This is a genomic window from Streptomyces sp. NPDC006624, from assembly GCF_040611555.1.
Lineage (GTDB): Bacteria > Actinomycetota > Actinomycetes > Streptomycetales > Streptomycetaceae > Streptomyces.
Genome location: NZ_JBEXOM010000007.1, coordinates 342,422 through 363,687, shown reverse-complemented (window position 1 = coordinate 363,687; position 21,266 = coordinate 342,422). Strand labels below are relative to the sequence as shown.

Sequence of the window (21,266 nt, the reverse complement as noted above, 5' to 3'; positions counted from 1 at the left end):
GCGGACCGACCCGGGCGCCCCCGCCTGGGCGGGATGGCCGCGCAGCCCGGCGGCCACGGCACGGCTGAGCCGGCGACCGGGCGGCCCGGCTGCCCGGCTGCCCGGCTGCCCGGCTGCCCGGAACGGTGCCACCGGGCCCGGGCCCGGGCCCCTCCCCGGCCGGACGGGACGGAACGTGCCGCGCCCACCGCAGCCCGACTCGGTCCCCGGCCCGACTCGGCCTCAGCCCCACTCGCACCTCAGCCCCACGCGCACCTCAGCCTCGCTCGGCCTTCAGCCCGGCCGAACGGTGTCCTCCGCTGCGCCCGCCTTCCCCAGGCGCTGCGGCGAGATCCTCCCGCCCCGGCCGCACGACTGCCCTCAGCCCACGCCCCGCACCCGACCACCGTGAGGCCCGGGCGCGCGGAGCCGGGCCGGACGGCCGGGTCGTGCCCGCGGCGACCGGTCCGGCACAGCCGCCCCCCCGATGAGCCCGGCCGGTGGTGGACGGCCGGCGCCCGCGCTCCCGGCCCGGCCGTAAAATCGGGAGCACTGTGTCTGACTCCGCGAACACCCCCGCATCCCATGAGCACGTCACCGCCCCCGGCACCGGCGCGCCCCTCCGGCATGCCCGGGCCAAGGGCGAGCCGCGCTTTCCCGACGGGCCGAAGGCCGATCCCGCTGGGTCGCACTTCGAGCGGCGGATCCGGAGTTTCCAGCCCCGGCGCAGCCGGGTGACCGCAGGGCAGGCGGACGCGCTGCAGCGGCTGTGGCCCAAGTGGGGCCTCGACATCGACGGCCACGGGCCCCTGGACCTCACGGACCTCTTCGGCAACGACAACTCCGTCGTCCTGGAGATCGGATTCGGCATGGGCGAGGCCACCGCCCAGATGGCCGCCGCCGACCCCGCCACCAACATCCTCGCCGTCGACGTCCACACCCCCGGCCAAGGCAACCTGCTCAATCTCGCCGACAGCAACGGCCTGTCCAACATCCGGGTCGGCAACGGCGACGCGATCATCCTGCTCCGCGAGATGCTCGTCCCGGACGCCCTCGACGGCCTCCGCGTCTACTTCCCGGACCCCTGGCCCAAGAAGCGGCACCACAAGCGCCGGCTGATCCAGCCCGACTTCCTGACGCTGGCCGCCACCCGGCTGCGCCCCGGCGCGCTCCTGCACTGCGCCACCGACTGGGAGCCGTACGCCGAGCAGATGCTCGAGGTCCTCACGGCACACCCCGACTTCGAGAACACGCAGGCGGACGGCGGTTTCGCGCCGCGCCCCGGCTTCCGTCCGCTGACCCGTTTCGAGGGCCAGGGACTGGACAAGGGACATGTCGTGAACGACCTCCTGTTCCGTCGCGTACCACACGCGGACCAGCCTCCCGCCGGCGACTGACCGCACCGCACCGCCCCCGGCACGTCACCCGCCTGCGGACAGCGCCCCACCGTCGTTAGGGTCGATGCCGTGGCCACCTGCCCCCCACAGCCGTATCCCGCTGCTCCCGCCGACGGCGCCCCCGTCGGCGGCCCGCTGCGGCACGCCCACTGGTGGCAGCGCCCCTGGGTGCGCTACGGCGGGCTCACCACGCTGCTCGCGCTGTCCGGCCTGGTCATCCTCGCCCTGGTCCGCGAGGAGACCGGCACGGAGGGGTTCCTGGTGGGGCTCGGTCTGGCGCTGCTGCCGGTGCCCCTGCTCGTCGCCTCGTTCCGCTGGCTGGACCGGGTGGAGCCGGGACCCTGGCGCAACCTGGTGTTCTCGTTCGCCTGGGGCGCCTGCGCGGCGGCGCTGATAGCGATCGTCGCCAACAGCTTCGCGACGCGGTGGATAGCGACGGCGACCGCGGACCCGGCCGGCGCGGACACGCTCGGCGCGACGGTCATAGCCCCGGTGGTCGAGGAGTCGGCCAAGGCGGCGGCCGTGCTCCTGGTCTTCCTCTTCCGGCGCCGTGACTTCACCGGCATCGTCGACGGGGTGGTGATAGCCGGTGTCACCGCCACCGGCTTCGCCTTCACGGAGAACATCCTCTACCTGGGCACCGCGTTCGGCACCGACCAGCTCACCGGCGGCACCGGCATCGCCTCCGTCACCGCGGCGACCTTCTTCGTGCGGATCGTCATGTCGCCGTTCGCGCACCCGCTCTTCACCGTGCTGACCGGCATCGGCTTCGGCATCGCCGCGCTCTCGGCGCACCGCCGGCAGCTGCGCCGGATCGTCTTCCCGCTGGGCGGGCTGCTGCTCGCGATGGGCATGCACGCGATGTGGAACGGCTCGTCGGCCTTCGGCGAGTACGGGTTCTTCGCCGTGTACGCGGCGTTCATGGTGCCCGTCTTCGGGCTGCTGACCTGGCTGGTGATCTGGACGCGGCAGCGCGAGCTCACGACCGTGCGGACGGAGCTGCCCGCGTACGCGGTGGCGGGCTGGCTGACCCCGGCCGAGCCGTACGCGCTCGGCTCGATGCGGGCCCGCCGGATCGCCCGCCAGTACGCCCGCCGTCACGCCGGGAAGGCGGCGGCACGGCAGGTCGCGCAGTACGAGGCCTACGCGACGTCCCTGGCGTTCCTGCGCCACCGGGGCCGCCTGGGCCGGGCCGGGGCCGACTTCGTCGTACGGGAACGGGAACTGCTGAACGAGCTGTGGCGCCGCCGCGAGGCGGCCCGCCCGGCTCTGGACCACGCGGCCCGGGTCACGGCCCCTCCGGTCCCCGTGGCGGCCCCGCCCTGGCCGGTGCATGGGATGCACGGGATGTACGGGGCTCACGGGGCGCACGGGATGCACGGCCACGGCCATCCGCAGACGCCGTACCCGGCCTGGAACCCCTACCGCTCCTAGAACCGCGAAGACCGGCAGCCCTGACGTCGGGGGGTCGTCGTCAGGGCTGCCGGTGCTTCGATCGGCGTGCGCTGCTTACGGGTTGAGGCCCTTGTCCCGCAGCCAGGCCATGGGGTCGATGCCGCTCGACGAGCCCGCGGCGTGGACCTCGAGGTGGAGGTGGGCGCCGGTGACGTTGCCGGTGGCGCCGACGCGGCCGATCACGTCGCCCGTGCTGACCTTCTGGCCGACGCTGACGCCGATGGACGACTGGTGGGCGTACCAGATCTCCGTGCCGTCATCGAGGGTCAGGACGGTCTTGTAGCCGTAGGAGCCGTTCCAGCCCGCCTCGGTGATGGTGCCGCTGTGCACCGCCTTGATGGGCGTGCCGGTGGGGGCGGCGAAGTCGAGGCCGGTGTGGTAGCCGGAGGACCAGTAGGCGCCGGCCTGACCGAAGGACGAGGTGATGGTGTACGAGGAGGTCGGCAGCGTGTACTGCTTGGCGAGGGCGGCGAGCCGCTCGGCCTCGGCCTTCTTGCGGGCCTCCTCCTCGGCCTTCCGCTTGGCCTCGGCGGCCTTGGCCTCGGCCTCCTTCTCCGCCTTGGCGGCCGCTTCCTGAGCGGCCTTCTCGGCGGCGGCGGCGGCTTCCTCGGCGGCCTTGGTGTCGATCTGGTCCTGCTGGTGCTCGACCTGGGCCATGATCCGGGCGCGCAGGGCCTCGCCGGCGCCGCTCGTGCCCTGCTCGGTGTCCGCTGTGGTCGTGCCGAGGCTGCTGAGCGGGGTGGCGGGAACTTCGGGGGTGTCGTCGTCCGAAAGGAGGGAACCCACCGAGGGAAGGTCCGGGACGGAGATCGACACCGGCGGCTTGCCGGTCTGGGCGCTGGCCATGCCACCCGCGCCGACGGCGGCTATGACGCCGACGCCGAGGACGGTGGAGCTGCGGGCGAGCCCTCCGCCGCGCTGCTTGGTGACGCGGTGCCGGCCACGGACGGGGCGGATGGACTCCGCGGTGGGGTTCCACTCCTGGAACGGGCCCTCGTCGGTGCGATGGGCGCTGTAGCCGAAGACCTCGGTCTCGCGCTGGTCCGTCGCGAACGGGGCCTCGGGGGCAGGCCGGTTGGACGCCACGTGGGCGTACTCCTTTCCTTCCTTCTCGCCTACCGGGTTAGCTGACGGGTTCGGAGCAGGAAGGTCTCCTACGCGCGTATACCAACCGTGCTTCCACGGCGGTATCCGCCCGATTCACCCCAAGTGGTGGTTCCCCGGTTCCCTTTCGGGATTCGGCGCGTGCGCACGGAGCCGCCTTCTGTGACGGCTGGGACGACCGCGCTGCGTTATCGAACGTTAATAGACGCGCGGTGGGTATTCCAGCGGTTCCGCTTGATCATTAACCTTTTTTCGCGCGGACCAACCTGCCATGACCGGGCAAATTCGGGCGAGTTGACCGCTTCCCGTGTGACTTCTGGGATATGACGATGCGTCAGTCGTGACGCGGAGCGGGGCCGTTCACTCACCGTGCGTAATGGCGTGGGCGAGGAAAGAACCGAGGGCCGGAACCCTTTCGGATTCCGGCCCTCGGCCTTCAGTAGCGGGGACAGGATTTGAACCTGCGACCTCTGGGTTATGAGCCCAGCGAGCTACCGAGCTGCTCCACCCCGCGTCGTTGTGACTCCAGTGTACGCCATGCGCGGGACAGCTCGTGCACACCGGCCGTTCAGCGGCCCGGAGCGCTCGCGTGCGTGAGGGTTTCCCAGGCCGTGAACAGGCCGTCCGTACCGGCGGGCCTGGTCCGGACGGCCAGCCGGTGCGCGGCCGGGACGGACTTGCCGAGGCGGCCCTCCAGGTGGTGCAGCGCGACTTCCAGACCGGGTCCGAGCCTCCCGTCGAGGCGGCCGCCGCACAGCCACGCCGGCGGGCGTCCGTCCAGCTGGTGGCGGGCGTGCAGGGCGAGCGCGGCGGTCAGCCGGTCCTCGATCTCGCCGTAGAGGTCGACCCCCTGGTGCCAGGCCGTCTCGGCGATGTGGGCCGTGGCGGCGAGCGAGGCGCCGACGTGCCGCAGGCTGCGGCAGGTCTCCTGGGCGACGCCGTCGCGGTAGGTGCGCAGCCCGAACCAGCGGGCCGCCGTCCGCTGCGGGGTGTCGAGGCCGGAGCCGGGCGCGGGGAGCGGGGTGCCGCCGTCCTTCTCCAGGTAGAAGACGGCGGGCACGCGTTCCCGGAAGCGCTCCAGGGCGTGGTCGAAGGCCCGGTGGTCGTCGAGGAAGACGGCGACGGCGATGACCGCCTCGGTCGCCACCAGATCCCAGGTGCCGCTGAACTCGGGGACATCGCCCGCGACTTGGGGGAGGTGGACGGTGCGCAGCATGGACGCGAAGCGGCGCACCCGCTCGGCGGGCCAGCCCCCGCCGGGTGTGTGCCGCACGATCTCCGCGGCCCGCGCCCAGACCGACCCGGTCCAGCCCGCCTGGAGCACGGCGTTCTCCCCGGCGTGCCGGCGCAGCGTGCCCGACCAGGCGTCCATGATCTGCCGGGCCTTGGCGGCGTGCCGCGGCTCGCCGGTGACGGTGAAGAGCAGGGCCTGGGTGTAGGCGGCCAGGGCGTCCTCGCGCTCCTCGGCGCAGCCGCGGCCCGCCGGGTCCCCGGCCGGGCAGACGACGCTCGCGCGGGGCTCGGCGCGGTGCCGGTAGGAGCCGTACGGGCTGTCCCGCATGGCCAGGTAGGCCTTCAGCCAGGGCTGCCGGCCGGCGGTGACGTTCGCGCGTACGGCGTCCAGTCCGGCCCGGTCGACGAGGACGCCGGGGTGGGTGAAGGGGGCGTCGGCCGGCAGGGACCTGCCCTTGCCGCCGGTGCGGGCGTCGGCCGCTCCGCAGGCGGCGAGCAGGACGGCCAGCAGCGGTGCGAGCAGCAGCGCCGCCGTGCGTCGTCTCCTCACTGCCCCCACGCCCACTGCCCACATGCCCACTGCCTCCGCGCTGTCGTACCGGCCCTGCAGTCAGCGTGACCCGGCGGGCGGCGGGCCCGCAGGATCTGTTGGTCCGATCGGCCCGCGCGTCGGCACGGCGGGTGACGGCGGCGCAGGCCGGAGGTTGCGTCAGGGCAGCAGATGACGGTTCGGGGCCTTGGCCCGTTCCTCGTGCCCGGGGAGGACGACGACCTGCGCCCCGCCGGCCGCCAGCACGCCGCTGCCGTCGGCCTCCGTGACGAAGGTGTCCGGCTCGCGCCAGGCCGTGACGACGCGCCGGACACCGGCGTCGAGGATGAGCAGGGCGCAGGGCGCGGGGCGTGAGGCGCGGCGGGCGCAGGGTTCCAGGCTGCTGTAGACCGTCGCGCCGGGGAGCCTGGGGTCGGCCGGGTCGAGTTTGGCCAGGGCGGCCTCCTCGGCGTGCACGACCGGGTCGCCGTTCTCGCGCGAGTGGCCGCGGGCCAGTTCCGTGCCGTCGGCCGCGACCACCACCGCGCCCACGCTGAACGCCGTGTCCGAGGGCGGGCACCGCTCCGCCAGGTCGCAGGCGAGGGCCAGCCAGTGGTGGTCGGCGGCGGCCGGGAGGAGTCCGGTGCCCGGGGCGGTCGGCTCGTAGCGCATCAGGACGACGTCCTCGATTTGCCGGGTCTCCAGCAGCCGCAGCCGCCCGGCCTGGTAGCCGCCCGGGCCGAAGAGACGGGGCGCCTGCGGATCGCCGACGAAGAGCGGGGCGAGGACCAGCTGGAGTTCGTCGGCGAGGCCCTGGGTCAGGAGCTGGGTGTGGATCAGGCCGCCGCCCTCCACCATGAGCCGCCGTACGCCGCGCACGTCGTGCAGGTGGCTCAGGAGCCGCCGCCAGTCCAGGGCGTCACCGAGCGCGACGACGTCGGTGGCGAGGCCGAGGGCACGGGCGCGCTCGGCGCCCCGGTCGGTCGTGTAGAGGACCTTCTCGCCGCCGGTGTGCCAGAACCGGGCCTGCGGGTCGAGGTCGCCGGAGCCGCTGACGGTGACCTTGAGGGGGTAGGCCGGTTTCCCGGCGGCCGTGCGGGCGGCGCGGCGCTCGGCGGAGTTCACCAGCAGCCGCGGGTTGTCGGCGCGGAGGGTGCCGGCGCCGACGAGGATCGCGTCGACGGAGGCGCGGACCTCGTCGACCCGGTCGAAGTCGGCCGGGCTGGACAGCAGCAGCCGTTCGGGGCCGGTGTCGTCCAGGTAGCCGTCGAGGGAGACGGCGGCGGACAGCAGGACGTACGGGTGGGGCATCGACGCTCCGCGGCTGGTCGGGACGGCGGGACCGGACGGTCTTGGTTCAAGTTTGAAACAAACCTACACTGGCGGCATGACGACTCGCTGGCTCACCCCCGAGGAGCAGCGCGCCTGGCGCGCCTACATCGCCGCCTCGCTGCTCCTGGAGGACGCGATCGACCGGCAGCTCCAGCAGGACGCCGGCATGCCGCACCTGTACTACTCCATCTTGTCGGTCCTGTCCGAGTCCCCGGAACGGCGGCTGCGGATGACCGATCTCGCCGCGCGGCTGAAGATCACGCGCAGCCGGCTGACGTACGCGGTGACGCGGCTGGAGAAGGACGGCATGCTGCGGCGCGAGGCCTGCCGGGACGACGGGCGGGGCAGTGTCGCCGCGCTGACCGACGAGGGGTTCGCCGTGCTGGAGCGGGCGGCGCCCGGGCATGTCGAGACCGTGCGGAGCCTGCTGTTCGACCGGCTCAGCGAGGAGCAGGTGGGGCAGCTGGAGCAGATCGCGACGGCGATCGCACAGGGGCTCCAGGAGGACGGGGCCCGACCGGCCGCGGACGACGTGCCGTGGCGGCGGAGGTCGTCACCGGCCTGTTCGTGACGCCCGCCGCAGGGGACCGGAAGCCCGTTGCTTCAACTTTAAAGCACGAGTAGTGTTCCGGACGTGGATCTGCTTCAAATCTGAAGCAGTACGGCTGTGCAGCCGAACAGGAAACGGAAGCCGGAGGCCCCGCATGCCCGACACCCCCGCAGTCCTCGCCACCGAGCGCTCCCGCGTGCGGGTCCCGCTGCGCTTCCACGACGGCTACGAGGCCGACGCCGAGCTCGTCACCTTCCACGGGCTGGCCGACGGCCGGGAGCACGTGGCCGTCGTCCTCGGCGAGCCGGGCCCGGTCCCGCTGGTGCGGCTGCACTCCGAGTGCCTGACCGGGGACGTGTTCGGCTCGGCCCGCTGCGACTGCGGTCCGCAACTGCGCGAGGCGGTCGAGCGCATCGCCGAGCGCGGCGGCGTCCTGCTCTACCTCCGCCAGGAGGGCCGCGGCATCGGCCTCTACAACAAGCTCGACGCGTACGCGCTGCAGGACGAGGGCCTCGACACCTACGAGGCGAACGCCGCCCTTGGGCTGCCCGAGGACGCCCGCGACTACACGGCCGCGGCCCAGATGCTCCGGACCCTCGGCATCGGCGAACTGGACCTGCTCTCCAACAACCCCGACAAGGCCGGCCAGTTGCGCGCCCTGGGCGTCGGCGTCCGCGAGCGCGTCCCCACGGGCGTCTTCACCACCGCGCACAACGTCCGCTACCTGCGCGCCAAGGTCCTCCAGACGCAGCACACGCTGCCGCTCGCCGCGCTGGCGGAGCTGAACGTCGGCTGACCGGGTGCCCGGGCGGTCGGCCCGGCCGGACCGACCCGGCCGACCGGGCCGACCGGGCCGACCGGACCGACCGGTCACGGAAAGGGGCCGCACGTGGGGCTGCTTGCGTTTCCGTTCCTCGGGTACAGCCTTTGAATGAGGGCGACCTCAGCAGTACTCGGAGCGTATGGAAAGTGATCGTTTCGTGACCGATCTCGGCAGTCCCGGTGACGACCGGGCGAGGAGACCGGGCGACGGCCCGGAGGCCGTCGCGTCACAGATCGCCGATGCCGTGGACAGTCTCGCGGCGCTGTGGTCGCTCGCCGCGCAGCACGCGTCCCTGCGGCTGTCCCCGCACCAGCTGCGGGCGCTGCGCACGCTGCAGACCACCCCCGACCTGAACCTCACGGCCCTGGCCGACCGCCTCGACATCGGCCTGCCCACGGCCAGCCGCCTCTGCGACCGTCTGGCGGCGGCCGGCCTGCTGGAACGCGCCCCGCATCCCGACACCCGCCGCGAGGTCCGGCTGCGGCTCACCCCGCACGGCCGCCACGTCCTCAGCGACGTCGCCGGCCGCCGTGTCCAGGCCCTGGCCACGACACTGGCGGCGATGGAACCGGCCGAACGGGCGGCACTGCGCCACGGCTTGCGGAGATTCCTGGCGGCCCAGGACACGGTGCTGCCCCGCCCTGACGGGCGGCCGGGTCCTCGGTGAAACGGGGCGGGCCGGCGTACTGGGCCGGGGCGTCAAGTGCGGGCTCCGGCCTGGTTCTTGGTGGCACGGGGGTCGGGGTGACGGCGGGAGCGCCGGGCAGGTGACGGCAGCCCCGCGCCCACGCCATCCGCCGGACAGGGCGGTCACGCACGTCAACCGGCCGGATGACACCGCGACCTCGCACCGAGGAGACGGCAGAAGCGCCCGGAAGATGACGGCGGGCCCGCCCGGCGCGCCCACGCCGTCGAGGCCCACCCGCCGGACGGGTGGCCCCGGACGCCAACCGGCCGCGTGAACACCGCGTCCCGGCACCGGAGGTGACCGCGCCGGCAGGCGTGCCCGGTGGGTCAGGCCTGGGCTCGGGCGGAGCCGCCGCCGAGCACCACCACGCACGTGTCGTCCCCGACCGGCCGGGCCGCGCTCCCCGCGTCCCTGAGCACCACCGCGGCCACCAGCCCCGGATCCCGGCCGGCGAGGGCGGCGTCGTCGGGCACGGGCCAGCGCGCCGGCAGACCGTCGCTGTGCAGGACCAGCAGGCTGTCGTCGTGCCAGGGTTCGCGCTGGACGGGCACGGACGCCGGTGCCTGCGCGCCCACGATGCCGGGCTGGGAGAGCAGCGGCCGCCATCTGCCCGCGGTGCGCAGGCGGGCCCCGATGTTGCCGATGCCGGCGAAGTGCACCTGGCCGGACGCCAGGTCGAGCTGCGCGACCGCGACGGCGGCGCCGCGGGTGGGGCGCAGCGACCTGCCCAGCTCGCGCAGGATCTCGGCGGGCGGCCGGTGCGCCACACCGGGCAGGTGCCGTACCGCCGTCGTGGACGCGTCGGCGGCCTTGGCGCCGTGCCCGAGTCCGTCGGCGAGCAGCAGGGTCAGGCGGTCGCCCTCGCACACCCTGCCCCAGGCGTCGCCGGAGTGCTCGGCGCGGCCCAGGGGGACGTTGACGCCGCCGACGCGCGGGACCGTCGGACGCGCGCCCCGGGCGACGGGGTCGTGGTCGATGCGGGCCACGGCCACGGTGCCCCGGCCGGGGGCACTGTGCAGGTCGAAGTCGTTCGCTATGCGCTTGCAGGTGCCGAGGCCCGCGCCGAGGGACGCGGCGGTGGTGTAGCCGTCGCGCATCGCCTCCGCCACGTCCGGGATGCCGGGGCCGTGGTCCAGCGACACCAGCTGCACGGACAGGCGCCGGCCCGCGTCGTAGCCGCGCTCGACGAGGTTGATGAGCACCCGCCCGCCGTCCGCGTGCCGCGACAGGTTCGTCGCCAGCTCCGTCGCCACGAGCGCGGCGGTCGCGGTGCGGTGCGGCGCGAGTCCGGCGCAGGCGCTGGCCTCCTCCGCCGCCACGCGGACGTCCCGCACCCGGGTCGAGTCGTCCACCGGAACGTCCCAGACCCTGCTCATCACGACCCCGGCCGGGAGGGCGGTACGGCGGTGGCCCAGGCCGTGACGGTGACGGTGGTCCCCTCACCGGGCCGGCTCTCCACCTCGAACTCGTGCACCAGCCGCTTCGCCCCGCTCATTCCGAGTCCGAGGCCGCCGCCACTGGTGTAGCCGTCGGTCATCGCCTGCTCCAGGTCGCGGATGCCGGGACCGGAGTCGACGAAGGCCAGGCGCAGTCCCTTCGCCTGCCCGGTGTCCAGCGGGGTGATGTTCACGTGGCCTCCTCCGCCGTGGACGAGGGTGTTGCGGGCCAGTTCGCTCGCCGCGGTGACGATCTTGGTCTGCTGCACCAGGCCGAAGCCGAGCTCGGCGGCGGTCTGCCGGACCTGCTGCCGTACCCAGGCGAGATCGGCGTCCGAACCGATCGGGAGGGTGGCCGGGGCGGCCTGGCGGGAGGCCTGCATCATGGACTCCCCTCGCGCTCACCGGCGGTGAGCAGCTCCATCGCGCGTTCCACGTCCAGGGCGGTGCTGAGTCCGGGCAGCGTGAGCCCCAGCTCGACCAAGGTGATCGCCACCGCCGGGCGCATGCCGGCCAGCACCGTACGGGCCGCCAGCAGTTTCGCCCCGGAGGCGATCTCGGCGAGGACCCGCCCGAGGAAGGAGTCGACGATCTCCACCCCGGAGATGTCGATCACGACCCCGGTCACCCGGGTCTGCGAGATCCGGGCCGTGACGTCCTGCTGGAGCTGCTCGGCCATGCCGTCGTGCAGCTCGCCCTGGAGGGTGACCAGCAGGACGTCCCCCAGCCGCAGGACCGGCACCGTGAAGGCGTGCCCGGCCGCGGGCCCGCCCGCCAGGGGCACGTACCCGCCGGACCCGGCCGCTCCAGGCGCCTCGGACCCGACCGCCCCGGGCACCTCGGACCCGACCATCTCAGGCCCCTCGGACCCGGCCGCCCCGGGCCCTTCAGGCCCGGTCACCGCACGCCCGCGTCCGCCGCGGCCCCGGCCGGCCGCAGCGGCGCGATCTCCACGCCCTGCTTGCTCAGCGCGTAGGCCAGGGCGTCCGCCAGGCTGGAGCGGGTGAGCACCGTGCCGAGATCGATGCCCAGGTGCACGATGGTCTGCGCGATCGCGGGCCGGATGCCGGAGACGATGCACTCGGCCCCCATCAGCCGCGCCGCGGCCACCGTCTTCATCAGGTGCTGGGCGACCAGCGAGTCGACCGTGGGCACGCCGGTGATGTCGAGGATGGCGTACCGGGCGCGCTCGGCGACGATCGCGTCCAGCAGGCTCTCCATGACGACCTGGCTGCGCGCGCTGTCCAGCGTGCCGATCAGCGGTACGGCGACCGTGCTCTCCCAGAGCTTGATGACCGGGGTGGCGGCCTCGTGCAGCTGCTCGCGCTGGCGGGCGATGACCTCCTCGCCCGCGCTGATCGTGGTCTCCATCACGACCAGGCGCAGGGTGCCCATGAGCACGGTCAGCGCCACGACGCACTCCTGTGCCTCGGCCGAGTGCGGGTCCTCGAACTCGGCGCGCAGCAGTTCGGCCGCCGGTTCGCGCAGGGCGGCCACCTCGGCGGCGACCCCGTCCGGGTCCAGGCCCGTGCGGGCGCGGGAGGCCGCCATCCGGCCCAGCTGGTCGCGCACCGCCTCGAATCCGGACGCCCGGATGTCCTCCAGCCGCCCGCCGGCCGCCACCGCCGCCAGCGCGGCGGCCACGGCTCTGCCGGCCTCCACGGCCTCGTCGCGTGAGACGGTGAAGACCGTGCGGAACAGGGCGGTGTCCGCCCAGCGTTGGGCGATCTGCTCCCGGCGCCGCTCGAGGAAGGCGCTCACCTGGTGCGCGGCAGGCTCCCGTTCAGCGTTCTCTTCCGACACCGACACTTGCATCGCTCCCTTGCCCGGGCCGGACCGGGGTCGCGCTCGGCACCCCAGCCGTTACTTGCCGTATGACAAACATTAGTGCCGACGTACGGCACCACCAAACAGTTCTCCGCAGACCTCCTCGACCTGCGCTTGCCCCGATCCCTCAGCGCCCACGCCAGTCCAGGCACACCACGAGGGCGTCGTCACCCGGGACGGCCTCGCCGCGGTGGCCGGTCAGTTCGCGCAGGACGGCCCGGGGCACCTCGGCGGCCGGGAGCAGCCGGGTCGACTGGATCGCCCGGGCCAGCTCGGCTTCCCCGTATGTCTCCCCGCCCGGCGAGGCGACGCCGTAGACGCCGTCGCTGACGAAGATCAGCCGGTCGCCGGGCTCGGCCGTGAACTCCTGGGCCACGTAGTCGGTCTCCTCGAACATGCCGAGCGGCAGCTGGGCGTCGAAGTCCACCCGCTCCACCGTGCCGGAGCGCAGCCGCAGCAGCCGCGGCGAACCGGCGTCGACCGCCCGGACCCGTCCGGTGGCCAGGTCGAAGTCGAGCATGAGCACGGACAGGTAGCAGCGGCCCCGGTAGTGGGCGTACACCGCCTGGTCGGCCAGGGCGGCCTGGTCGTCGATGGCCAGGCCGGCCCGGCGCGCGTTGCGCAGGGCGTTGATCGCCAGGTTGGTCAGCAGGGAGGCCTCTATGCCCTCGCCCATGCCGTTGGTGACGTAGAGGCTGAGCCTGTCGCCGGTGGCGGACCAGTCGAAGTTGTCCCCGAAGATCGCGTACGCCGGTTCCAGCTGGGCGCCCAGCTCGTACTCGGGGCGGGCGCAGGAGCGGCCCGGCAGCAGCTGCCACTGCATCTCGGCGGCCAGGGTGAGCCGGTCCTTGCGCCGGGCCTGCAGGTACAGGTCGGTGTCCCGCTCGGCCACGACCACCTCGTGCCCGAGCACCTCGGCGATCTCGGCCAGCTCACCGAGGCAGCCCTCGGCGTGCGCGCCGCCCGGCAGGGTCACCGTCAGCACGCCGAGCCGATCGCCGCGCACGGTCACCGGCAGGTGCGCCCGCACCAGGCCCTCCGCGTCACCCGGGAGGGTCTCGACGTACGGCTCCTGTGCGCCGAACGCCCGGCCCGCCGGGCTGTTGTGCACGGACAGCGGTTCGAGGGTGTGCGGCAGCACGGAGACGGGCTGCAGCACCGACATCCCGTAGTCCGCCAGGAAGAGCTCGACGGAGTCCGCCGCGTACTGATCGGTCAGTACGCGACGGACCGCGTCCAGCAGCTGATGGGGGGCCGCCGTGCGCAGCGCGCGCTCGGCGGCCACGAATCTCTGCACGATCGTGGTCACGGTGGTCGAGTCACCAATCCTTCGTCGGACGTGAACGGGTTCCGGCCGGCGGGCCGGCGAGCAGCGGCCGCCCGCGTGCGGGCCGGGGGCGCGGTGGCGACGGCCGGAGGGCGGGGCGGCGGGCGGCCGGGACACCCGGGGACCGGCCGGCACGGCGATCGGCCACGCCGCCACCCGCGGTGCCCGAGCGGGGGCCGCAAGGCGAGCCGGAGGATGAGCCTGAGCCCGGAGCCGAACCCAAGACCGAGCCCAAGCCCGAAGCCGAACCCAAGGCCGAAGCCGAACCCGAGCCCAAGCCCAAGCCCGAATCCGAACCGGACAAACCGCAAGCCGGGCCATGCAGCCGCAGGACCCTCCACGCCGCCGCCCCGGGACCGACGGCACCGCCCGCCTCCCGTACGCCCGGCCGGTCCCGCACGGCGCCTAGTACGCTGACGGCCATCCCGGTGCCTGCGAGAGTGTGACTGTGACTTCCCTCCGACCCCGCCCTGAGCCCGCCGAGGTCGCCCGTGTGACCTCGACGGCCGCGGAGTTGCTGGAAGTCCTGTGGGGCAGGGCCTCCACGGCGCCCGCCTCGGCGTCCCAGCTGCGCGTGCTGCTCATCCTCGAGCACCACGAGGGCATCAACCTGCGCACCCTCGCCGACTCCCTCGCCTCCACCCCGCCGAGCACGAGCCGGCTCTGCGACCGGCTGCAGGCGTCCGGGTTCGTCGAGCGCGTGGTGAGCCCCGTGGACCGGCGCGAGGTGCGGCTGCGGCTCAGCAACCGCGGCCGGGCCTTCCTGGCCGACCTGCGGCTGCGCCGGGAAGAGGCGCTGCGCGCGGTGCTCGACCAGATGCCGGCCGCCAAGCGGGTCGCACTGCTGCAGGGGCTGGAGGCGTTCTGCGACGCGGCGGCGGCACGGATACACGATGACTCCGACGACTCCCGCGTGTCCGACAGCCGGACTGCCTGAACTGCTCGTCGCGACACCGGTTCGTCCCTTCCGGGCCCTTCCCGGCACCCGCTCAGCAGGGCTACTTTGTGACTCCACCGCTATAGTTGTCAAACGACAACTGTCCGCTCGGCCGCCTTCCGGGCCTCCTCCGTCACGCCGCACCGCCTTGCCTTTCCGCTCTCGCCTGCACCGCACCTGTGCGGGTACCCCGACACCGCCCCGACCTGCGCCGACTGTGGTCTACGTCTCGGCGGGGCATAGGCGAGGCATGAGCGGCCCGGCTGGGGGTAACGGCGGTTGAGGTGGCCTGTCGGGGGATGGGAGCGGGCCGGAACTACGAGGGAGGGCCCGTGACGGCGACCATGCGCATCGACACGACGACGGATTCCGCCACCGAGACCGGTGAGGAACTGCCGCAGATCGCGGAGCCGCAGAAGCTCGCCCCGCAGGACGCGCGCGAGCTGACGGGCCAGTTCCTGGAGAGGCTGGCCGTACTGGAGGAGGGCACGCCCGAATACCAGTACGCACGCAACACGCTCATCGAGATGAACATGTCCCTGGTGCGGTTCGCGGCACGCCGCTTCCGCGCCGGCGGCCAGTCGATGGAGGACGTCGTCCAGGTCGGCGTCATCGGCCTGATCAAGGCGATCGACCGGTTCGAGGTCTCCCGCGAGGTGCAGTTCACCAGCTTCGCGGTGCCGTACATCATCGGCGAGATCAAGCGCTTCTTCCGTGACACGTCCTGGGCGGTGCACGTGCCGCGCCGCCTGCAGGAGGCCCGTACGGAACTGGCCAAGGCCACGGAGGAACTGGCCTCCCGCCTCGGCCGCTCCCCGAAGGTCTCCGAGCTGGCCGCGCTGATGAACCTCTCGGAGGACGAGGTCGTCGAGGCCCAGATCGCGTCCAACGGCTACACGTCCTCCTCCCTCGACGCCACGGTCAGCAGTGACGCGGACGAGACCGACGCGACGCTCTCGGCGTTCATCGGCGAGGAGGACCCGGCCCTCGAACTGGTCGAGGACTTCCACGCCTTGGCCCCCCTGGTCGCCGAACTCGACGAACGCCAGCGCCTCATCCTCCACCTGCGCTTCGTGGAGGAGCTCACCCAGGCCGACATCGGCGCCCGCCTCGGCATCTCCCAGATGCACGTCTCCCGCCTGCTGTCCCGCACGGTGGCCCGGCTGCGGTCGGGGATGCTCGCCACGAACTGACCCCAGGGGCCGGCAGACAAGACAGCGCCCGAACCGGCTGAAGCCGGTTCGGGCGCTGTTCTGCGTAGGCCCTGTGGGACTCGAACCCACAACCAATGGATTAAAAGTCCACTGCTCTGCCAATTGAGCTAAGGGCCCAGGCGATGTTGCCTCCACGAGCATAGCCGGACGACGCCGAGTCTCCGATCGGGTATCCGGCTCACGGGCGTGCCAGAGGGGAAACAGGGCCGATGAAGGGCGTCGATCCGCCGGTTCGGGCGGTCGGGCGCGTCCGCCGGCCGGAGAACGGCGGAGCGCCGTGGCCGCCCTAGGCGGAACCACGGCGCTCCTCACGTCACGCTGGTGCGTCAGCCGTTGCGCTTCCAGCGCGGCTTGTCCTCGCGGCGCTGGAAGGAACCGCCGCCGCGGTGGTCGTCACGACGGCCGTAGGGGCGGTCGTGCCCGCCGGCGCGGAAGCCCGGACGGTCGTCCCGGCGGTCCCGGTTGAAGGGACGGTCGCTGCCGCGGTGCCCGCCGCGCTCGTCCCGGCGGAAGCCGCCGCGGTCACGGTCACGGTTCAGACCGCCGCGGTCGTCACGACGCTCGAACGGACGGCCGCCACGGTCACGGTCGAAGGAACCACGGCCGGCGGGGCGGTCGCCCCGGTCGTCACGACGGAAGCCCCCGCGGTCGCTCCGCTCGCCCCGGTCACCCCGGTCGTCACGGCGGAAGCCACGGTCCCGGTCACGGTCGAAGGAACGCCCGCCACGGTCACGGTCCCGGTCCCGGTTGAAACCGCCGCGGTCGTCACGACGCTCGAACGAACGCCCGCCACGGTCGCGATCACGGTCACGGTCGCGGTCGAAGGAACCCCGCCCGCCGCGGTCACCGCGGTCACCCCGGTCGCGGTCGAAGGACCGCTCGCGGTCACGCCCGTACCCGCCGCGCTCCTCGCGCCGCTCGTACGAGGAAGACGGGGCGGACGCCGGGGCCTCGGCCCGCTCCTCGCGCTCCACGTCCTTCGCCGTCGGCTGCTCCGGCACCGACACCTCGGCGGCGGCCGGAGCGTCACCGGATCCGGCGGCGAGCACCGCGGCCGGGTCCTCGCCCCGCTCACGCGCGGCACGCGCCAGCAGCCGGTCCGCCTCGTCGCGCAGCTCGCTCGCCCGCCGCTGCGCCCGCTCCAGCTCCTTGGTGAGCTGGGCGACCTCACGCTCGGCCTGCTGCGCGGCGTTGCCCACCGACTCGGCCTGGACCTCGGTCATCGACCGGGCACCGGTGATCTCGGCGACCTCCGGGTCGAACGCGCCGGCGCCCTGGATGATGTGGCGCGTGGCGTCGACGCCCGCGTCCTCCATCAGCCGGAAGATCTGGCGCCGCTGGTGCGGCAGGGAGAGGGAGACGACCGTGCCGGTGCGGCCGGCACGCGCCGTACGGCCCGCGCGGTGCAGGTAGTCCTTGTGGTCGCCGGCCGGGTCCACGTTCAGCACCAGGTCGATGCCGTCGACATGGATACCGCGGGCGGCGACGTCGGTCGCGACGAGGACGTTGACGTACCCGTCCTTGAAGTCGGCCAGGGTCCGCGTCCGCGCGCCCTGGGTCATGCCGCCGTGCAGCGCGTCGGCCTTCACACCGGAGTCGCGCAGCTGCTCGGCGACGCGGTCGGCACCCAGCTGGGTCCGCACGAAGATGATGGTCCGCCCCTTGCGGGAGGCGATCGCGGCGGTGACCGGCGCCTTGTCCTTGGGCTTCACGATCAGGATGTGGTGCGACATGGTCGTCACGGCACCCTGCGCGGCGTCGACCTCGTGGCTGACCGGGTTGTTCAGGTACCGGTCGACGAGGGTCTTGATCTCGTTCTCCATCGTGGCGGAGAACAGCATCCGCTGACCGCCCGCGGGGATCTGGTCGAGCAGCTCCGTCACCTCGGGCATGAAGCCCAGGTCGGACATCTGGTCGGCCTCGTCGAGCACGGCGATCTGCACGTTCTCCAGCGAGCACGCGCCGCGGTTGATGATGTCGCGCAGCCGGCCCGGGGTGGCGACCAGGATGTCGACGCCCTTCTCCAGGGCGTAGATCTGGTTGCCCATGGACGTACCGCCGCAGACGACCTTCATCTTCAGGCCGAGGACGTCGCCGTACGGCTGGAGCGCGTCGGCGACCTGCATGGCGAGCTCGCGGGTCGGGGTGAGGATGACCGCACGCGGCTTGTGCTTCTCGGTCCGGCCGCCGGCCAGCGTGGCCAGCGTCGGCAGACCGAACGAGAGGGTCTTGCCGGAGCCGGTGCGGCCGCGGCCGAGGATGTCCTTGCCGACCAGCGCGTCCGGGATGGTCGCGGCCTGGATCGGGAAGGGGGTGGTCACACCGTTCTGCGCGAGCTTGCGCACGATGCCCTCGGGCAGACCGAGGTCCGCGAAGGTGGCCTCGGGGGCCGCCTCGACGACCTCGTTCTCGGGCACGACGATGTGATCAGTACTGGCGATGGACATGCGAATGCGAAACCTTCCGGAGTCTCGTCGGCACGCGCCCGTCAACTCCGTGATTCGCGATTCGCAATACGACCGCCTCAATGCGGTCCACCACGGCAAGGGAGAGTACGCGCCACACGGCGCGCTCTGCGGTGGCGCCGGGCAAGATGGGATCAAACGATCTGCCACCATACGCAGTCCGGGCCCCTCAAGGCAAACCGGACGGTGCAGACGACAGCGGGAACGCACCGGGGCACGTCCCGACACCTCTCAACCCCCCACCCCCCGCGTTTGTTCCGGCGGCACGACGTGACCCGCGCTACTCCGCCTCACCGCCCTCACACCGGAGCCCCCGCCTCCGGCGCCGGCTCCCGCTGCGCCAGTTGCGTCCCCGGTGGCTCGTGCGCCGACGACGACGGCTCCGGCCGCACCGTCGGCTCCGGGGACGTCGTCGGCTCCTGCGGCGTCGGCGTGGGCTCCGGCTCGGGTGTCCGCGTCGGCGTCGGCGGAGCCGGCGGCCTCGGCACCGGCCTGTCCGGCTTCCCCGGCCTGTCGTCACCGGGCAGGGACACACTCGCCTGCGGGGTGGGCGACACCTCGGGCGACGCCGACTCCGCCGGCTCGCCGCGCTTGCCCTTCTTCTCCTTCTTGCCCTTGCCGCCCCCGTGCTCGCCATTGGCCGCCGCCGCACCGAGATCACCGGCCGCGCCCGACACCGCCGGACCGCCGCCCGGCGCCTCACCACCCCGCTGACCGGCGGAACGCGACGGCTTGACGCTCCCGCCCGTGTCGTCGCCGACGCTCATACAGCCGGCGGCAGCGGCGACGGCCACGACCGTGGCGGCCAGGCGGACGGGTACGTACAAGGGGCGCACGGGGCCACCTCCGGGAAGGGTGAGGGAGTCAACACCTCCAACTCCCGCCGCCCACAAGAGGACACGCGCCCCGTATTCACACCCCGCTCAGCCGTAGCCGAGCGCGTGAAGACGCTCGTCGTCGATGCCGAAGTGATGCGCGATCTCGTGCACCACCGTGATCTCCGTCTCGGTGACGACGTCCTCCCGCGACTCGCACATCCGCAACGTCGGATTCCGGTAGATGGTGATCCGGTCCGGCAGCACACCGGCGTACCACTCACCCCGGTCGGTCAGCGGCGTCCCCTCGTACAGCCCGAGCAGCTCGGGATCGTCCGCAGGCGGTTCGTCCTCGACGAACACCGCGACGTTGTCCATCAGCCGCGTCAGCTCCGGCGGAATCCGGTCGAGCGCCTCGGCGACCAGTTCCTCGAACTCCTCGCGCGTCATCTCCAGCACAGGCCCATTGTCAGCCACGACACCTCCGTACGAGCCTCCCGGCGCCGCATACCCGCCCCCGGACTTGGGCATACGGGACCAATGGCCCGCGTCCCCGCCGCTGTCCGGAGTGTCCTGAACCCGATCCGCAAGGCCCCGCGCGCCCTGGCCCGCCGCTACCGCTCGCGCCAGGCACCCGCCCGGATCGAACTCGTACCGCAACCGCACCCCTGGGCCCGCGCCGCGAGTCTCGTCGCCGTCGTCCTCTGCGGCGCCTGGCTCGGCCTGCTGGTCGTCGGCAACGTCCGGGTCCCCGTAGGCCCCATGAACACCACCATGACCCTGCGCCCCTCCTTCACCGGCGGCACGAAGATCAACATCTCGCCCCTGGGCGCCCTGGAGCTGAACAGCCACATCGCCCCCGTCCGCCTCGACGTGAACGTCGACCAGCTCGACCCGGACCGCTCCCAGGCCCTCGTCGACCATCCCGAACGCCTCTCCGGCCTCCAGGACGAGGTCACCGAGGACGTCGGCCGCGGCACCCTCGACCTGGCCGTCCGCTCGGGCGTCGCGGTCGTCGCGGGCGCCACCGCCCTCGGCCTCGTGGTCTACCGCCGGCCCCGCCGGGCCCTGGCCGCGGGCGGCCTCGCCCTCGCCCTGCTCGCCGCCTCGGGCGGCACCGCGTACGCCACCTGGCGCCCCGACTCCGTCCTGGAGCCCAAGTTCTCCGGCCTGCTCACCTCGGCCCCGTCACTGGTCGGCAACGCACGCAGCATTGTCACGGAATTCGACGTCTACCAGAAGGAGTTGGCCCGCCTGGTCACCAACGTGACCAAGCTCTACGACGCCACCTCCACCCTCCCGGCCTACGCGCCCGACCCCTCCACCCTCCGGGTCCTGCACGTCTCCGACATCCACCTCAACCCGGCGAGCTGGAAGATCATCGCCTCCCTGGTGGAGCAGTACAAGGTGGACGTCATCGTCGACTCGGGCGACACGATGGACCACGGCACGGCCGCCGAGAACGGCTTCCTCGACCCCGTCGAGGACCTCGGGGCGCCCTACGTCTGGGTCCGCGGCAACCACGACTCGATGATCACCCAGCGCTATCTGGAGGGCCTGAAGAACGTCCACGTCCTGGACGACGGCCGGGCGAAGACGATCAAGGGCCTGCGCTTCGCGGGGATCGGCGACCCGCAGTTCACACCGGACCGCTCCCGGCAGACCGGGGCCGAGCAGTCCCAGGGACTGGCCGGAGCCCGCCTGGCCACGGCCCTGCGCGACCACAGCGCCGCCGGCACCCCGGTCGACGTGGCCATCGCCCACGAGCCGGCGGCCGCCCGCGAGGTCGACGGCGAGGTCCCGCTGGTCCTGGCCGGGCACATCCACCACGACGAGATGGAGATCCTGAAGTACGGCACACGCCTGCGCATCGAGGGCTCCACGGGCGGCAGCGGCCTGCGCGCCATCGAGGGCAAGCACCCGGACCCGATCGAGGCGTCGATCCTCTACTTCGACCGGGACACCCGCCGCCTGCAGGCCTGGGACGAGATCGAACTGGGCGGCCTCGGCCTCACGACAGCCGAGGTCAGCCGCCACCTGGTGGAGGAGAACCAGCCCAGCGCGAGCCCGTCCCCGGGCACCTCCCCCAGCACCTCCCCGAGCACCTCCGGGAAGGCCACCCCCTCGCCTGCGCGCCCCTCTCCCTAAACCGTTT

General features: G+C 73.2%; 19 protein-coding genes, 2 tRNA genes and 1 riboswitch. Of the genes, 8 read left to right on the top strand and 13 right to left on the bottom strand.

What is annotated here, in order from left to right; all coding sequences use genetic code 11:
• The first annotated feature begins 533 nt into the window (after positions 1-533).
• Together trmB and ABZY20_RS16895 are read left to right on the top strand one after the other, a co-directional pair.
• Complete coding sequence (trmB, locus tag ABZY20_RS16900) at positions 534-1,376, top strand: tRNA (guanosine(46)-N7)-methyltransferase TrmB (protein WP_356442243.1); 843 nt, start codon at positions 534-536, stop codon at positions 1,374-1,376.
• A 69-nt stretch (positions 1,377-1,445) separates the two neighbouring features.
• Positions 1,446-2,810: a PrsW family intramembrane metalloprotease gene (locus ABZY20_RS16895; RefSeq protein ID WP_356442241.1), complete on the top strand. Its 1,365-nt coding sequence runs from the start codon at positions 1,446-1,448 to the stop codon at positions 2,808-2,810.
• Positions 2,811-2,885: 75 nt separating this feature from the next.
• Here the strand turns inward: ABZY20_RS16895 and ABZY20_RS16890 are convergent, their stop codons facing one another.
• From ABZY20_RS16890 to ABZY20_RS16875, 4 genes are all read right to left on the bottom strand, one after another.
• Positions 2,886-3,917, bottom strand: a complete 1,032-nt coding sequence (locus ABZY20_RS16890; RefSeq protein ID WP_356442239.1) for a M23 family metallopeptidase — start codon at positions 3,915-3,917, stop codon at positions 2,886-2,888.
• 11 nt (positions 3,918-3,928) lie between these two features.
• Positions 3,929-4,085, bottom strand: a riboswitch (cyclic di-AMP (ydaO/yuaA leader).
• Between the two features lie 290 nt (positions 4,086-4,375).
• Positions 4,376-4,449: transfer RNA gene (locus ABZY20_RS16885), tRNA-Met, on the bottom strand.
• A gap of 54 nt (positions 4,450-4,503) precedes the next feature.
• Positions 4,504-5,718: an alginate lyase family protein gene (locus ABZY20_RS16880; protein WP_356442237.1), complete on the bottom strand. Its 1,215-nt coding sequence runs from the start codon at positions 5,716-5,718 to the stop codon at positions 4,504-4,506.
• 159 nt (positions 5,719-5,877) lie between these two features.
• The gene (locus ABZY20_RS16875; RefSeq protein ID WP_356442235.1) at positions 5,878-7,008 is read right to left on the bottom strand and encodes a dihydrofolate reductase family protein; all 1,131 of its coding nucleotides are present in this window, start codon (positions 7,006-7,008) and stop codon (positions 5,878-5,880) included.
• A gap of 76 nt (positions 7,009-7,084) precedes the next feature.
• Here ABZY20_RS16875 and ABZY20_RS16870 point away from each other — a divergent pair, with 76 nt between their 5' ends.
• The 3 genes from ABZY20_RS16870 (at position 7,085) to ABZY20_RS16860 (ending at position 9,069) form a co-directional block, all read left to right on the top strand.
• Complete coding sequence (locus tag ABZY20_RS16870; RefSeq protein WP_356442233.1) at positions 7,085-7,600, top strand: MarR family transcriptional regulator; 516 nt, start codon at positions 7,085-7,087, stop codon at positions 7,598-7,600.
• 133 nt (positions 7,601-7,733) lie between these two features.
• Positions 7,734-8,375 carry a GTP cyclohydrolase II gene (gene ribA / locus ABZY20_RS16865; protein WP_356442232.1) on the top strand — a complete coding sequence of 214 codons (642 nt, stop codon included), beginning with the start codon at positions 7,734-7,736 and terminating at the stop codon, positions 8,373-8,375.
• A 184-nt stretch (positions 8,376-8,559) separates the two neighbouring features.
• Complete coding sequence (locus ABZY20_RS16860) at positions 8,560-9,069, top strand: MarR family transcriptional regulator (protein WP_356442231.1); 510 nt, start codon at positions 8,560-8,562, stop codon at positions 9,067-9,069.
• A 347-nt stretch (positions 9,070-9,416) separates the two neighbouring features.
• On the opposite strand, the gene ABZY20_RS16855 is transcribed toward ABZY20_RS16860, so the two are convergent.
• From ABZY20_RS16855 to ABZY20_RS16835, 5 genes are all read right to left on the bottom strand, one after another.
• Positions 9,417-10,466, bottom strand: coding sequence for an ATP-binding SpoIIE family protein phosphatase (locus ABZY20_RS16855; RefSeq protein ID WP_356442230.1), 1,050 nt, complete (start codon positions 10,464-10,466; stop codon positions 9,417-9,419).
• On the bottom strand, positions 10,466-10,909 hold the full coding sequence (locus ABZY20_RS16850; protein WP_356442273.1) for an anti-sigma regulatory factor: 444 nt from the start codon (positions 10,907-10,909) through the stop codon (positions 10,466-10,468). Before ABZY20_RS16850 ends, ABZY20_RS16855 begins: the two co-directional genes overlap by 1 nt.
• On the bottom strand, positions 10,909-11,379 hold the full coding sequence (locus ABZY20_RS16845; protein ID WP_356442228.1) for an STAS domain-containing protein: 471 nt from the start codon (positions 11,377-11,379) through the stop codon (positions 10,909-10,911). Before ABZY20_RS16845 ends, ABZY20_RS16850 begins: the two co-directional genes overlap by 1 nt.
• Before the next feature lie 44 nt (positions 11,380-11,423).
• Complete coding sequence (locus tag ABZY20_RS16840; protein ID WP_356442226.1) at positions 11,424-12,341, bottom strand: STAS domain-containing protein; 918 nt, start codon at positions 12,339-12,341, stop codon at positions 11,424-11,426.
• 139 nt (positions 12,342-12,480) lie between these two features.
• Entirely contained in the window at positions 12,481-13,650 is a 1,170-nt protein-coding gene (locus ABZY20_RS16835; RefSeq protein WP_356442271.1) for a PP2C family protein-serine/threonine phosphatase, read from the bottom strand.
• Positions 13,651-14,122: 472 nt separating this feature from the next.
• Here ABZY20_RS16835 and ABZY20_RS16830 point away from each other — a divergent pair, with 472 nt between their 5' ends.
• Entirely contained in the window at positions 14,123-14,617 is a 495-nt protein-coding gene (locus ABZY20_RS16830) for a MarR family transcriptional regulator (RefSeq protein ID WP_356442224.1), read from the top strand.
• A gap of 344 nt (positions 14,618-14,961) precedes the next feature.
• Positions 14,962-15,810: an RNA polymerase sigma factor SigF gene (locus tag ABZY20_RS16825; RefSeq protein WP_356442270.1), complete on the top strand. Its 849-nt coding sequence runs from the start codon at positions 14,962-14,964 to the stop codon at positions 15,808-15,810.
• 65 nt (positions 15,811-15,875) lie between these two features.
• On the opposite strand, the gene ABZY20_RS16820 is transcribed toward ABZY20_RS16825, so the two are convergent.
• From ABZY20_RS16820 to ABZY20_RS16805, 4 genes are all read right to left on the bottom strand, one after another.
• Positions 15,876-15,948 (bottom strand) — tRNA-Lys (locus ABZY20_RS16820).
• A 209-nt stretch (positions 15,949-16,157) separates the two neighbouring features.
• Positions 16,158-18,278: a DEAD/DEAH box helicase gene (locus ABZY20_RS16815; protein ID WP_356442223.1), complete on the bottom strand. Its 2,121-nt coding sequence runs from the start codon at positions 18,276-18,278 to the stop codon at positions 16,158-16,160.
• 317 nt (positions 18,279-18,595) lie between these two features.
• Entirely contained in the window at positions 18,596-19,132 is a 537-nt protein-coding gene (locus ABZY20_RS16810; RefSeq protein WP_356442221.1) for a hypothetical protein, read from the bottom strand.
• An 87-nt stretch (positions 19,133-19,219) separates the two neighbouring features.
• The gene (locus ABZY20_RS16805; protein ID WP_356442268.1) at positions 19,220-19,570 is read right to left on the bottom strand and encodes a metallopeptidase family protein; all 351 of its coding nucleotides are present in this window, start codon (positions 19,568-19,570) and stop codon (positions 19,220-19,222) included.
• 81 nt (positions 19,571-19,651) lie between these two features.
• Here ABZY20_RS16805 and ABZY20_RS16800 point away from each other — a divergent pair, with 81 nt between their 5' ends.
• Positions 19,652-21,259: a metallophosphoesterase gene (locus tag ABZY20_RS16800; protein WP_356442219.1), complete on the top strand. Its 1,608-nt coding sequence runs from the start codon at positions 19,652-19,654 to the stop codon at positions 21,257-21,259.
• Positions 21,260-21,266: the final 7 nt, after the last annotated feature.